The sequence below is a fragment of the Extibacter sp. GGCC_0201 genome, from assembly GCF_017566055.1.
In the GTDB taxonomy this organism is placed as follows: domain Bacteria; phylum Bacillota; class Clostridia; order Lachnospirales; family Lachnospiraceae; genus Extibacter.
On the sequence record NZ_JABFCH010000006.1, the window covers coordinates 33,423 to 46,461 of the forward strand.

Consider the following 13,039-nt stretch of genomic DNA (forward strand, 5'->3'; position numbering starts at 1 on the left):
GGAGCGGTCATGTCTAAGAATAAAGAAAAGAAAGTTAGAGAGAAGATTAACTGGAAAAAAGAAGCAAAGCTGGCTCCGGGCTATATCGTCATCATTTTGTGGGTATTATTTACACTGATGCTGCTTGGCTGGATTATAGCGGCCAGCCTGTCTACCACCGGAGATATATTCGCGGGGAAGGCGCTGAAGTTCCCTTCCGGGCTTCATTTTGAAAACTATATCGAGGCGTGGGGGTCCGGAGGTGTTGCTACCTTCTTCATGAATTCCCTGATGTACTCTATCGTATCCTGTATCCTGCTCATACTGATCTGTGCGCCTGCGGCATATGTTCTGGCGAGATTCACGTTTCTCGGAAACAAGATTATCCAGACCGGGTTCGTATCGGCGATGGGCGTACCGATTACGATGATTGTGCTTCCGCTGTTCTGCATCGTCGCGAATATGGGCATCCTGAACAGTATCGTGGCGAGCAAGGCGACACTGATGTTTTTGTATATAGGCATTAACATACCATATACGACTATATTCCTGCTGACGTTCTTTGCGAATCTTTCTCGTACATATGAGGAAGCGGCGGCTATCGACGGCTGTCCTCCGACGAAGACATTCTGGAAGATCATGTTCCCGATGGCACAGTCAGGAATCGTGACAGTGACGATATTCAACTTCATCAATATATGGAACGAATACTTCCTGTCCCTCATATTTGCAAACAGCGACGCCCTGCGTCCTGTAGCCGTAGGATTATATGGAATGCTTCAGTCCATGCAGTACACAGGCAACTGGTCAGGCATGTTTGCCGCCGTCGTCATCGTGTTCCTGCCGACATTCATCCTTTACATCTTCCTGTCGGAGAAGATTATCGGCGGCGTTACCGGTGGTATCAAAGGGTAATTGTTACTGTTGAATTAGAAAAGAGCTTGGAGGAAAGACAATGAATAAACCGGTATTGGTCATCATGGCGGCAGGAATGGGCAGCCGCTATGGTGGATTGAAACAGATTGACCCAGTAGACGAAGAAGGACATATCATCATGGACTTCTCCATGTTTGATGCCAAGAGGGCTGGATTTGAGAAGGTCATCTTCATCATCAAGAGGGAGAACGAGGCTGACTTCAGAGCGGCTGTCGGTGACCGGATGGCGAAGTACATGGATGTATCCTATGCCTATCAGGAGATTGGCAATATCCCGGACGGCTACCAGGTTCCGGAAGGGCGTGTAAAGCCATGGGGAACGGCTCACGCTGTCTTAAGCTGCATCAATCAGATAGATGGTCCGTTTGCGGTCATCAATGCAGACGACTACTATGGACAGGAAGCGTTCCGGCTTATCTATGACTATCTGGCATCCCATGAGGATGACGATAAATATCGTTACACTATGGTTGGTTATGAACTTGGCAATACGGTAACGGATAACGGGCATGTGGCACGTGGCGTATGCGATATGAACGAAGATGGCGAGCTAAAAGCCATCCACGAGAGGACCCGCATTGAGAAACGGGACAACGGAATCGCCTACACAGAGGATGACGGCAAGACGTGGGTGAACGTACCCGCTGATACGACGGTGTCCATGAACATGTGGGGATTTACGCGTAGCATTCTGGAGGAAGTCGAGGCCGGCTTCCCTGCATTCCTGGACGAAGGGCTTAAGGTCAATCCGATGAAATGTGAATATTTCCTGCCGGCAGTAGTAAGTGATCTGCTCGGTGAGGGCAAGGCCACGGTCGCGGTGCTTAAATCTGCGGATAAGTGGTATGGTGTTACCTACAAAGAGGATAAGCCTGTCGTCATGGCAGCGATAAAAAAGATGAAAGAAGATGGCGTCTATCCGGCTCATCTCTGGGAGGAAGCATAATGTCACAGATAACAAGGGAGCAGCGTGATGAGGTGATTGCGCATTTCCAGTATGAAGGTATGCTGGTGGAGGAAGGCCCATATGGAAGCGGGCATATCAACGATACGTTCCTGCTCGTGTTCGAGATTGCCGAGATGGGGCAGATTAAAGTGATCCTTCAGCGGATGAATAAGGACGTGTTCGAGAAGCCGGTGGAGCTTATGGAGAATATCCTTGGAGTTACGTCCTATCTCAGGGAACGGATTATCGAAAACGGCGGCGACCCAGAGCGGGAGACGCTCAATGTGATACCGACCGTTGACGGGAAACCATACTATCTGGATTCCTGGGGCGACTACTGGCGGTCCTATAAATTCATCACAGACGCCACGAGCTATGATCAGGTGGAGAAGCCGGATCATTTCTACCAGAGTGCGGTTGCTTTTGGCAACTTCCAAAGGCTGCTGGCGGATTATCCGGCAGAGACGCTACATGAGACGATCAAGGGCTTCCACGACACGAAGGCCAGGTTCGCGGCATTTAAAAAGGTAGTGGAAGAAGATGTGATGGGCCGGGCGGCGTCTGTACAGGAAGAGATCCAGTTCGTGCTCGACCGGGAGGAGATTGCAGATTACTTCTGCGACCTGCTCGCCAAAGGGGAGATTCCGCTCCGGGTAACGCACAATGACACGAAGCTGAATAATATCATGATTGACAACAAGACCGGGAAAGGCATCTGCGTGATTGACCTGGATACGGTCATGCCAGGACTGGCCATGAATGATTTCGGTGATTCTATCCGTTTCGGTGCCAGTACCGCGGCAGAGGATGAGCAGAATCTTGACAAAGTATCTTGCAGCATGGACCTTTTTGACTTATATGCCAGGGGGTATATCGAAGGATGCGCAGGAAAGCTGACCAAAAGAGAGATAGAGCTGATGCCGATGGGGGCCAAGACGATGACTTACGAGTGCGGCATGCGTTTCCTGACAGATTATCTCCAGGGAGATACCTATTTTAAGATACACAGGGAAGGCCATAACCTGGACAGATGCCGTACGCAGTTCAGGCTGGTTGAAGATATGGAGAAGAAGTGGTATACTATGCAGGACATCGTTAACAAGTATAGCAACAGCTAGGAGGCAGAACATATGGCAAAAATATTGATAACAGGCGGTGCTGGCTACATTGGCAGCCATACGGCGCTGGAACTGCTGAACGAAGGTTACGAAGTAGTCGTATATGACAACCTGAGCAATTCTTCCAGAGAATCGGTAAAAAGAGTGGAAGAGCTGACAGGAAAGAAGATTGCATTTTATGAAGGGGATGTGCTGGATGAGGCTGGACTCGAGAAGATGTTTGGCGAGCAGAAGGTGGATGCTGTCATCCACTGTGCTGCGCTCAAAGCGGTAGGAGAATCCGTACAGAAGCCTTTGGAATACTATCACAATAATATAACCGGTACGCTCAGCCTCATGAAAGTGATGAGGAAGGTGGGGGTGAAGAACATCGTGTTCAGTTCCTCTGCAACAGTGTACGGAAGCCCGGAAATCATACCGATTACGGAAGACTGCCCGAAAGGACAGTGTACAAATCCCTATGGCTGGACGAAGTCTATGATGGAGCAGATTATGACGGATGTGCAGAAGGCGGAGCCTGAGTGGAATGTCATTCTCCTGCGTTACTTCAATCCGGTCGGTGCCCACAAGAGCGGCCGTATCGGGGAGGATCCCAAGGGTATCCCGAACAACCTCATGCCTTACATCTCACAGGTGGCGGTCGGCAAGCTCGACAAGCTCGGCGTCTTCGGAGATGACTATGACACGCCGGACGGGACCGGTGTCCGGGACTATATCCATGTCGTAGACCTGGCGGTCGGCCACGTTAAGGCGATTCAGAAGATATTCGACAAGCCGGGGCTTGCGGTATACAATCTCGGAACCGGCAAAGGGTATTCTGTCCTTGACATGGTCAAAGCGTTCGCCAAGGCGAGCGGCAAAGAAGTGCCTTATGAGATCAAGCCCCGCCGTGAAGGTGACATCGCCATGTGCTATGCAGACCCGAAGAAGGCAAGAGAAGAGCTTGGGTGGGAAGCGGAGCACGGTCTGGATGAAATGTGCGAAGACACATGGAGATGGCAGTCCATGAATCCGGACGGATATAGAAGCTGAAGGAAATAATATCAGACAATGAAGCGGAAGCCTTAGGGCCTCCGCTTTTATAAATTCAAATAAAAAAATGGAGACAACAGGACTTGAACCTGCGACCCTTCGCACGTCAAGCGAATGCTCTCCCACTGAGCTATGTCTCCATGATAGTATTATATCAATAGAAGGCTGGAAAAGCAACATATAATATAGCAGGTGGTGAGAAAGGATGGGAGCGGACGGCTCCCTCCTACTCGATTCCGACGTCACCGTGAAGCATCTTTATATATCTGCTCGGCGACATGCCCGTGGATTTCTTGAATATCTGACTAAAATATTGCGGATTGTTTCCACAGCCTACCATATCTGCCACATTCTGAATGGAGTCAAGGTCGGAGGACGCCAATATCTCCTTTGCCCGTTTTATCCTCATGTCCGTCAGGTATCGGGAGAATTTACAGCCGGTTTCTTTTAAAAATCTTTTGCTTAGATAGTCAACGTTCATAAACAGGTAATTTTCTGCAATCCATTTCAGTGAAAGTCCAGAATCGCAGATATGTGCCTCCACGTATTCCTGTATCTTGTGGCTGATATCGCCGGTATATCGCTGTGAGTGATATTCTTCAAAAAAGCAGGTAAGCTGCTCATCTAACAGCATGGCGATTGCACCGCAGTCTTTTTCCTTTTCCAGCTTTATGAGAAATTCAGCGGCATCCACCATATCAAAAGAGCGCAGCCTGGCGACAGAAAAGATAATCACTGAGGCCGCAAGCTGTTTTAAAAAGTCGGCGTCAGAGAGGGAGGCCAATGTACTTTTGAGCTCCAGATATGCCTGGGTGGAGTCCGGCTTTTCCGGCGAGTATACGGACGCCGTCAGCCGCTGTACCTCCTTGATGATATTCTGGTAATTGTAGATGGACAGCGTATTGCTGCCCTCTGTGAAATATAGGATCTCATATTTTCTTATGTGGGGAATAAGCTCTGTCAGCATATCCGCAAGGCTCGGGCAGTGATCGTGCCTGTACTTGATGGAGACGGCCTGCTCTAATGCGACAGAATCGAGAAACTCATATATCTGTTCCAGATTGTCGTTTACCGACTTAAAGAAGAATATCATCGTGTTGTATACATAGATGATATGGAATGTAATGCCGGGGCAGGATCTGTCGCGGAAATGCTGTAGCTTATCCAGCAGTATGGGATGGTTTTCCGGTGTTACAAAATAAATATAAAATAACTCATAAGATATATTGTCAAAATCAATGTAGCGCTTGTAGTTTGAAAAAACATAAGAAAATTCTGCATTTGTCTCCTGGCTGAGACTGTCATTGATAATGCCGACCATCAGATTCAGATTCATATTTCTGGCGATAAAGTTCTGCGGGGGGCTATCCTTGGATGTAAGATAATTGGCATAATCCTTCTGTACGTCCCGCAGGCTTTCTATAATCTGCTCCTCGTTGCAGGGCTTTAACAGATAATGTCTGACGCCGTACTGCATGGCTTTTTTGGCATATTCAAACTCCCCGTACCCGGATAGAATGATAAACTGCGTATCTTTGTTGACCGCGTGTATACGTTGAATGAGGTCGAGGCCTGAGAGTCCGGGCATCTTGATATCCGTGAGAACAATCTCCGGGTATTCGTCCAGAATGATATTGTAAGCTTCTATTCCGTCTTTCGCAGTTCCGATGAGCTGAAGGGAGAGGGAATCCCAGTCAATCAGGTCCGCTATAGTCTCGCGTATGATTTTCTCATCATCTACTATCAATACTTTCAGCATGCGTTCCTCCTGGTATTATGATTCTTGCCACGGCGTGCTCTTCGTCCCTGTTAAAGAGAATCAGGCCATAGCCGGTTCCGTAAGTAAGCTGGATGCGTTTGTGGATATTCAGAAGCCCGATGCCAAATCCGTGCGGGGTGATGAGGCCATTTTCGAGCTTCTCGAGCAGATCAGCTTCAAACTGGGAACCGTTATTGATGACATCTATGGTAATCGTGTCATCCAGACGGGCGCCCTCCAGCCTTATATGACACACCTCGGTGCTTTTTTCCATCGCGTAGTTGACAGAATTTTCTACGAGCGGCTGTATCGTAAAGTGAGGCAGGGAAATATCAAGTATGCCGGGCTCCACTTCCTGGGAGTAAGTCAGCCTGTCCTCAAAACGGATGCGCTGGATTGTCAGGTAGCACTGTACGATCTCCAGCTCGTGGCTCAGAGTGAAGTTCCGTGTGCCGGAACTTAAGGTTTCCCGCAATAGAGTTCCGAGCGCCTCTACCATGGAGGATATATCCTTTTCGCCGATTGCCTTAGCCCGCCAGTTCACCGCCTCCAGCGTGTTATAAAGAAAATGAGGATTGATCTGGTTTTCCAGCGCCTTCAACCTGGCGTCTTTGGAAAGGATTTCATTGACATAGTTCTGCTGTATCAAGTCCTGTATCTTCATGGTCATCTGGTCAAACTGGTTGTGAAGGACGCCGATCTCATCTATCCTGCTGCTGTAATCGTAGCCGATATCAGGCGCTTTCGATTCATCTTTCCCAAAGGCCTTCATCTTATTTACAAGACGCCGGAAATCTTCGGTCACAGAACGGATCAGCATTCTGGACAGCAGGATTGCAATGAGCACGGATACGAGGATGATGGCCAGCGCAAGCAGCATGGTAAAGCTCAGAGTCTGAAAGATGCGGTCATAGGGTATCAGGCAGATATAATCCCAGGACGTGTTCTTGATCGTTCCCTGCACCGCAAAATACCTGTCTGAATCGACAGTAACAACTCCGTAGTCCGAACTTAGCTGACGGTTTATGTCCTTGAGCTGTTCTGAACTGATGCCGTCGGAATGATAGAATTCCGAACCATTTTCCAGCAGGGCGTACTGTGTCTCTTCCGACGGCAGGACGGAACGGGTCGAAGAACGAATCAGCCGGTTCATGTCCACACATACGACGACAGTGCCGAGCCTGTGGAAATTCATCTGCTCCACCCTTCGGGAATCACGGCCGAGAAAGAGTCCGTAGGAGTTGCAGTAGTCTGTGACAGCACACGGGTACCCCGATACATTATTCGCCGCAGCAATCACTTCCTTGTGAACCTGTTCGGGTACGGAGGAGCTTTGGGCCTCATAGCTTTGTACGACTCCGCCTGGATAATAGAGATTGATATAGCTGATGCTGTTGTTCTTGTATGTGGAATAATAATCTGCCAGCAGTGTTTCCAGAGCATTTTCCGCATTGCCGATCCGGATCTCGGATTCCTCATCATTCAGGGTGATCAGGTTCTTGCGTATATTTGAGTTAGAGACTATGGCACTTGTCATTGATTCTATATTGGATATTTTTCTGGAGATATCCTCGGCGCTGTAGGTTAAGGAACCGGCAAGGGCCTGATACAGCAGTTTGTTGCTTGAATTTAATACCATAGTAATACCTGCAATGGAGGAAGATATCATAAGCAGCATTACAATTAATATGATGCCTACGATCTTAGTCCCAAGCTGCAGATTAGAGATTCTGTCTATCATTGCTTTTTTATTCTTCATCGTAAATATCTCCATGTCCGTGTGTCAACAATACTTATTATAATGTATATAAGCCGCAGGAAAAAGGCCTGAATCAAATAGAACGGAATTTTAGAAAAACAAGACGGAAAAGTTTATATCATATTGAAAATAAAGCCTCTATAATGTGCTTATGCAAAAGAAAACAAATGTAAGGAGGAATGAAGATGAAAAAATTGGTATCAGTATTATTGTGCTTGATGCTGACGGCTGCAATGGTGACAGGATGCGGGAGCAGTGATGCAGGTGCAGGAACCGGGGGCAAGAGTACGAAGGAGACAAAAGAGACGGGGGAGGAAAAGACCGCAGACCCGGAGGAGTATCAGGTTGTCATGGTCGTAAAGCAGAGCGATTCATGGTTCGATGACATGGCTACAGGCGTAGAGCAGTTAAAAAAGGATACGGGACTGAACGTCTCAGTCCAGGTTCCGGAGACGGGAGATGCCGCAAGCCAGATCTCTATTATGGAAGATCTGATTGCACAGGGAGTAGATGCAATCTGCGTCGTTCCAAATGACCCGGAGGCGCTTGTGCCGACGATCGAGAAGGCGAGGGAATCAGGTATCGTGGTAGTTACACATGAAGCGCCGGGTATTGCAGGTGATGTGGACCTGGATGTAGAGGCCTTTGTAAATGAGGAGTTCGGCAAGCTGTTTGGAGAAAAGCTGGCAACAGCCATGGGCGGCAAAGGACAGTACGCCGGATTTGTGGGCGGACTGACGATGGAGACGCATATGGCGTGGTATAAGGCGGCAGTTGCCTATATAGAGGAAAACTACCCGGAAATGGAATGTGTCTCAAAAGAACCGTATGAGGATGGAAACAGCATAGATGGGGCACATGATAAGGCGTTAGAGATTTTAAAAGCTTATCCGGATATTAAGGGCTTCTTTGACTGTTCCGCACAGGGCGGCGGTATCTGCGAGACGCTTCAGGAAAAGAACAAGACGGATGATATAAAGGTGGTATCCCTGGCGCTGCCGTCCATGTCTGCCACTTATCTGGAGGACGGTTCTATGGCGGCAGGACTGGCATGGAGACCGGCGGACGCCGGATATGCGACATGCTATGCCGCGTATCTGCTGGCATCGGGGCAGAAGGTAGAGACAGGAACCGATCTTAAGATTACCGGTTACGAAGAGGTGGAAGTAAAGGATGGGGTTGCCTATGGCAATGCGCCTCTTGAATTCTCAGCCGACAACATTAATGATTATAATTTCTAAACAGAATCAAAACTGCTGCCCGATTGACATAATCGGGCAGCAGCTTTATGAGAGACATGCTTGGAGGTAGCATTATGGGAACAGTCTTAGAAGCCAGACATATATACAAGTCATTTGTGGGTGTTCAGGCACTGAAGGATATTAACATAAAGATTGAAAGCGGTAAGATTCACTGCCTGGCCGGAGAGAATGGATGCGGCAAATCGACATTTGTAAAAAATATCTCAGGCGTATATTCGCCTGATTCGGGAGAAGTTGTCTTAAACGGCAGCCTGTATCATTCTCTGACACCGTCGCAGGCCATGCGGGAGGGAATCCAGGTAATCTATCAGGACTTATCGCTCTTCCAGCATCTGACGGTGGCAGAAAATATAGCAATCGGCAGACTTAAGTCCGATAAGAAGCGGATTGTAAACTGGAAGAAGGTGCATGCGATTGCCAAAGAGCAGCTGGATAAGATTGGCGTACATATGGACATTAACCAGCCGGTGGGAGAGATATCAATGGCAAACAGGCAGATTACCGCCATATGCAGAGCGCTTGCGCAGGATGCCAGGATTCTATTCATGGATGAGCCTACGACCGCGCTTACGAGGACGGAAGTCGACAGACTGATGAAAATAATGCTGGATCTTAAGAAGAAGGGCCTGGCGATTATCTTTATCAGCCATAAGCTGGACGAAGTGTTTTCCGTGGCAGACACCATTACGATTTTCCGCAATGGTGAGAAGATAGGTGACTTTGAGAGCAAAGAGCTGGATAAGAAAAGTCTTTCCTATCATATGACAGGAAGGGAAGTGGAGTACCCACGATACCGGCGTTCCATAAAAGATAACACACCGGTTCTGGAGATAGAAAATCTTTCGAGAAAAAAACAGTATGAATCGCTCTCCCTTCGTGTACGTCCCGGGGATATCGTAGGGGTAACCGGACTTCTCGGCTCCGGAAGGACCGAGCTCGCATTATCGCTTTTCGGACTGAATCCCGCGGATAGCGGACGCATCAAGATAGACGGAAAAGAAGCTGCCATATCGTCGCCCATGGCTGCAAAGAAGCTGGGCATCGCCCTGCTCCCGGAGGACCGTGTCCATCAGGGGCTGTTCATGGACAGAGAGGTGAAGGAAAACATATCTTCTGCCATAGTAGATGACATTTCCGCAAGAGGGCTTCTGGATAAGGGCAGAGAAAAAAAGATTGCGGAAGATTACGCGCGGCAGCTGAAGGTGAGGACGCCTTCTGTTGAAACTGCAGTTGGAACCTTGTCGGGCGGCAACCAGCAGAAAGTTGTGATAGGAAAATGGACAGCGGCCAAGCCGAGAGTATTTATCATGGACACTCCTACCGTTGGAATCGACATCGGCTCAAAGGCGGAAATATATGAACAGATACATAAGCTGGCGGCGAAAGGAATGTCAATTCTCTTTATTTCTGATGAGATACAGGAAATCATCGCAAACTGCAACAGGGTAATGGTTCTCGCAGACGGCAGATGTGTACGGATGCTGGAAGAGGATGACTTGGAAGAAAATGCAGAGCAGACGATAACAGAACTTATTGGACGGCATGCAGAGGAGACCGCAAAGGGGGAAGCATTATGAAGACGAAAAAATTAGACCGGTTTCAGGGAATTCTTCTGTTGATAATTATCATGTACAGTGTTTTTGTCGCGATAAAGAATCCGGCGTTCATACATATAGAGACTGTTTTTGATATCACCCGTGTCGCGTCAACTACGCTGATGGTTGCAATCGGCCTTCTCGTGGTGATGATATCAGGTGGGATTGACGTATCATTTATGGCTGTCGCCCTGTTCGGAAGCTACACGACAATCAACATTATGATTGGAACCGGAATAGATAATCTGGCATTCGCGTTCGTCAGCTCTGCGCTTCTTGGCGGGCTTCTCGGCGTTATCAACGCGCTGCTCATCAGCTGGCTCAAGCTGCCGCCATTTATCATTACGCTTGGAACACAGAATCTGTTCCATGGCATCATGACTACGTTTATCAGCGACAAGTCCTTTGGCGCGGGGGTGCTCCCGGAAAGCCTGCATGCCTTTGGACAGGCGTCTGTATTTAAGGTCAAAGATGTCGGGCTGACGGCTTCCGTGCTTCCGGTGCTGCTGGCCGGCCTTGTGACCTGGTTCATATTATACAGGACAATGATTGGAAGAGGCATATTTGCAATCGGAAATGACGAAGAGTCAGCCAGAAGGGCGGGGTTCAACCCGTTTATGATACGGCTGTTCGTATATGTGTATTCGGGAATCCTTGCCGGAATCATGGGTATGATGTATGTGGCACAGACGAATGCCCTGTATCCAAATAAGCTCGTCGGGGATGAACTGATTGTCGTAGCCGCGGTTGTAATTGGCGGTACAAAGATTACAGGAGGGCAGGGCAAGATATTTGGAGCCGTCCTCGGCGTAATCATCATCTATCTTCTGAATACAACGTTGATTATGATCGGTCTGTCATCCTCGTGGAACAATCTGTTTGTTGGGACTATTCTGGTCATCTCAGTAGCTGTGACATCATATCAGGAGAAGGTGAAAAATCGAAATAACCTTATCTTTACAGAATAGGGAGGCAGAAGATGAATAAAGTAAATAAAATGATCCGCAGAGATTTGAATCTCAGTATACTTACAGGAGTGACCATGCTTGTGCTGCTGTGGTCGGCCGTATCCTTCGGGGACGCGATGTACTCTCTGAAAAATATACAGTCTATGACGTTCCAGATACCGGAATTTGGATTCCTGGCCTTGGCGATGATGCTGTCCAACATGATTGGAGGAATTGATCTGTCCATTATCGCCAATGCAAATACGGTTGCCATCACGAGCGCATATATTCTCAATGGACAGTGGGCATTCGGACTGACCGGCTCTGCAAGAATCGTGGCCGCTGTCGCGGCGGCGGTGATTGTCAGCCTGCTGTTTGGGCTGCTGAACGGGGTGCTCATCTCCAGGACTTCGGCTCCGCCCCTCATAGCAACGCTTGGGACGATGACGCTGTTCCAGGGTATCGGGATGGCGGTGACTGGGGGCGCCAGCGTCGGAGATATTGACAAAGGGTTCGCGCAGATGGGCAAGGCCACGCTGATGCAGGTTCCCCTCATTTTCTGGCTGTTTCTGCTGACGGCAGTGATTCTGGGCATGGTCTTGTCAAAAAGCAAGTTTGGAAGGAAACTATATCTGTATGGGGACAACCCTACCGCCTCCAGATTCTCCGCGATAGATAATGATAAGATGTGCATCTGTACGTTTCTTCTGACAGGCGTTCTCGCAGGAATGGCAGGCCTGATCGTACTCAGCAGAGTCAATTCCGCCAAAGTAGGATACGGCGATTCCTATCTGCTTCAGACGCTGATTGTATGCGTGGTCGGAGGGATAGATCCAAACGGTGGCAAAGGCAAGGTGTGGGGAGTGCTGATAGCAGTCGTGCTGATGCAGATCTTATCCAGCGCTTTTACGATTATGTCATTGTCTCCTTATACGAAGAAATTGATCTGGGGTATTATGCTCGTACTTGTACTTGGCCTGAATTATGCATTAAGAAAGTATACCAACAGGGTGGAACTTAGAAAAAGTCTGAAAGAGGGATGTTAGAAGTGAGAGAAGAGAAATATAAGAAATTATATAAGACGATACTTCTGGAACACGAAAAGGTGTTTGAAAAGCAGGATTTGACTGAGCTGGGACAGTTCATGGAACATATAAGAACAGCCCGTCGCATATTTGTGATGGGCGTTGGGAGAGAAGGCATTGCCGCGCGTGCATTTGCAATGCGGCTGATGCATCTTGGAAAAGAAGTGCATTGGATCTGGGATGACACGACGCCAGGCATGAGGGACAAAGATCTGTTCATCGCCGTCAACGGCTCGGGCAGAATAGGACATATTCACTATGTGACGGAACGGGCGAAAGAGAGCGGCGCGGCTGTTGCAGTCGTCACAGGCGGGCCGAAAGAGAAGACACCGGCTCTTGCAGACTGCGTACTGTTCGTACCGGCGTGCGTCTATAATGGTACGGATGACAGGGCTGTGCCGTCCGTACAGCCGATGGGCAACTTGTTTGAACAGCATCTGTTCCTCTTGTTTGATATGATTATTATTCAACTGGAAGAAGAGATGCAGATTACGCATGCACAGATGGAGGCAAGGCACAGAAATATAGAGTAGCATCCGGAAAACCGCAAAAGCAGCAGATACATGACAGAACGCCGTGTGGACAGCGCAAGCCTGTATCTGCTGCCTTTATCTATAGGAG

Annotated in this window: 11 protein-coding genes and 1 tRNA gene; 9 read left to right on the plus strand and 3 right to left on the minus strand. The window is 48.6% G+C overall.

All coding sequences use genetic code 11. The annotated features are described in order from the left end of the window. The first annotated feature begins 9 nt into the window (after positions 1 to 9). Genes HJV72_RS05625 through galE form a run of 4 tightly spaced genes read left to right on the plus strand, consistent with a single transcriptional unit; the run spans position 10 to position 4,011 of the window. Positions 10 to 894, plus strand: a complete 885-nt coding sequence (locus HJV72_RS05625) for a carbohydrate ABC transporter permease (protein ID WP_049729761.1) — start codon at positions 10 to 12, stop codon at positions 892 to 894. 40 nt (positions 895 to 934) lie between these two features. After that, positions 935 to 1,861 carry a nucleotidyltransferase family protein gene (locus tag HJV72_RS05630; RefSeq protein ID WP_208069419.1) on the plus strand — a complete coding sequence of 309 codons (927 nt, stop codon included), beginning with the start codon at positions 935 to 937 and terminating at the stop codon, positions 1,859 to 1,861. Then, positions 1,861 to 2,979 (plus strand): phosphotransferase enzyme family protein, encoded by a 1,119-nt coding sequence (locus tag HJV72_RS05635; protein WP_208069421.1) that lies wholly within the window; start codon positions 1,861 to 1,863, stop codon positions 2,977 to 2,979. The genes HJV72_RS05630 and HJV72_RS05635 overlap by 1 nt, the downstream gene beginning before the upstream one ends. A 12-nt stretch (positions 2,980 to 2,991) precedes the next feature. Further along, on the plus strand, positions 2,992 to 4,011 hold the full coding sequence (galE, locus tag HJV72_RS05640) for a UDP-glucose 4-epimerase GalE (RefSeq protein WP_208069423.1): 1,020 nt from the start codon (positions 2,992 to 2,994) through the stop codon (positions 4,009 to 4,011). 68 nt (positions 4,012 to 4,079) lie between these two features. Here galE and HJV72_RS05645 read toward each other — a convergent pair. The 3 genes from HJV72_RS05645 to HJV72_RS05655 form a co-directional block, all read right to left on the minus strand. Continuing rightward, positions 4,080 to 4,151 (minus strand) — tRNA-Val (locus HJV72_RS05645). Between the two features lie 86 nt (positions 4,152 to 4,237). Further along, positions 4,238 to 5,770, minus strand: a complete 1,533-nt coding sequence (locus tag HJV72_RS05650; protein ID WP_208069425.1) for a response regulator transcription factor — start codon at positions 5,768 to 5,770, stop codon at positions 4,238 to 4,240. Next, positions 5,745 to 7,529, minus strand: a complete 1,785-nt coding sequence (locus tag HJV72_RS05655) for a sensor histidine kinase (protein ID WP_243765532.1) — start codon at positions 7,527 to 7,529, stop codon at positions 5,745 to 5,747. Before HJV72_RS05655 ends, HJV72_RS05650 begins: the two co-directional genes overlap by 26 nt. Before the next feature lie 185 nt (positions 7,530 to 7,714). Between HJV72_RS05655 and HJV72_RS05660 the strand changes: the two genes are divergently transcribed. The 5 genes from HJV72_RS05660 to hxlB all read left to right on the plus strand — a co-directional run bounded on the left by HJV72_RS05660 (position 7,715) and on the right by hxlB (position 12,951). After that, a complete protein-coding gene (locus HJV72_RS05660) occupies positions 7,715 to 8,770 on the plus strand; it encodes an autoinducer 2 ABC transporter substrate-binding protein (protein ID WP_243765533.1) in 1,056 nt (351 codons plus the stop codon). A gap of 74 nt (positions 8,771 to 8,844) precedes the next feature. After that, the gene (locus HJV72_RS05665) at positions 8,845 to 10,368 is read left to right on the plus strand and encodes a sugar ABC transporter ATP-binding protein (protein ID WP_208069431.1); all 1,524 of its coding nucleotides are present in this window, start codon (positions 8,845 to 8,847) and stop codon (positions 10,366 to 10,368) included. Next, positions 10,365 to 11,354, plus strand: a complete 990-nt coding sequence (locus HJV72_RS05670) for an ABC transporter permease (protein WP_208069433.1) — start codon at positions 10,365 to 10,367, stop codon at positions 11,352 to 11,354. Before HJV72_RS05665 ends, HJV72_RS05670 begins: the two co-directional genes overlap by 4 nt. 11 nt (positions 11,355 to 11,365) lie before the next feature. Then, positions 11,366 to 12,379, plus strand: coding sequence for an ABC transporter permease (locus tag HJV72_RS05675; RefSeq protein ID WP_208069434.1), 1,014 nt, complete (start codon positions 11,366 to 11,368; stop codon positions 12,377 to 12,379). Continuing rightward, positions 12,373 to 12,951 (plus strand): 6-phospho-3-hexuloisomerase, encoded by a 579-nt coding sequence (gene hxlB / locus HJV72_RS05680; RefSeq protein WP_208069435.1) that lies wholly within the window; start codon positions 12,373 to 12,375, stop codon positions 12,949 to 12,951. Before HJV72_RS05675 ends, hxlB begins: the two co-directional genes overlap by 7 nt. Positions 12,952 to 13,039: the final 88 nt, after the last annotated feature.

Excerpts from the sequence above, each read along its gene's own strand:
- HJV72_RS05655 (WP_243765532.1), bottom strand. The coding sequence starts at position 7,529 with ATGAAGAATAAAAAAGCAATGATAGACAGAATCTCTAATCTGCAGCTT.
- HJV72_RS05635 (WP_208069421.1), top strand. The coding sequence starts at position 1,861 with ATGTCACAGATAACAAGGGAGCAGCGTGATGAGGTGATTGCGCATTTC.
- HJV72_RS05660 (WP_243765533.1), top strand. The coding sequence starts at position 7,715 with ATGAAAAAATTGGTATCAGTATTATTGTGCTTGATGCTGACGGCTGCA.
- HJV72_RS05630 (WP_208069419.1), top strand. The coding sequence starts at position 935 with ATGAATAAACCGGTATTGGTCATCATGGCGGCAGGAATGGGCAGCCGC.
- HJV72_RS05670 (WP_208069433.1), top strand. The coding sequence starts at position 10,365 with ATGAAGACGAAAAAATTAGACCGGTTTCAGGGAATTCTTCTGTTGATA.
- HJV72_RS05625 (WP_049729761.1), top strand. The coding sequence starts at position 10 with ATGTCTAAGAATAAAGAAAAGAAAGTTAGAGAGAAGATTAACTGGAAA.
- hxlB (WP_208069435.1), top strand. The coding sequence starts at position 12,373 with ATGTTAGAAGTGAGAGAAGAGAAATATAAGAAATTATATAAGACGATA.
- HJV72_RS05650 (WP_208069425.1), bottom strand. The coding sequence starts at position 5,770 with ATGCTGAAAGTATTGATAGTAGATGATGAGAAAATCATACGCGAGACT.
- HJV72_RS05665 (WP_208069431.1), top strand. The coding sequence starts at position 8,845 with ATGGGAACAGTCTTAGAAGCCAGACATATATACAAGTCATTTGTGGGT.
- galE (WP_208069423.1), top strand. The coding sequence starts at position 2,992 with ATGGCAAAAATATTGATAACAGGCGGTGCTGGCTACATTGGCAGCCAT.
- HJV72_RS05675 (WP_208069434.1), top strand. The coding sequence starts at position 11,366 with ATGAATAAAGTAAATAAAATGATCCGCAGAGATTTGAATCTCAGTATA.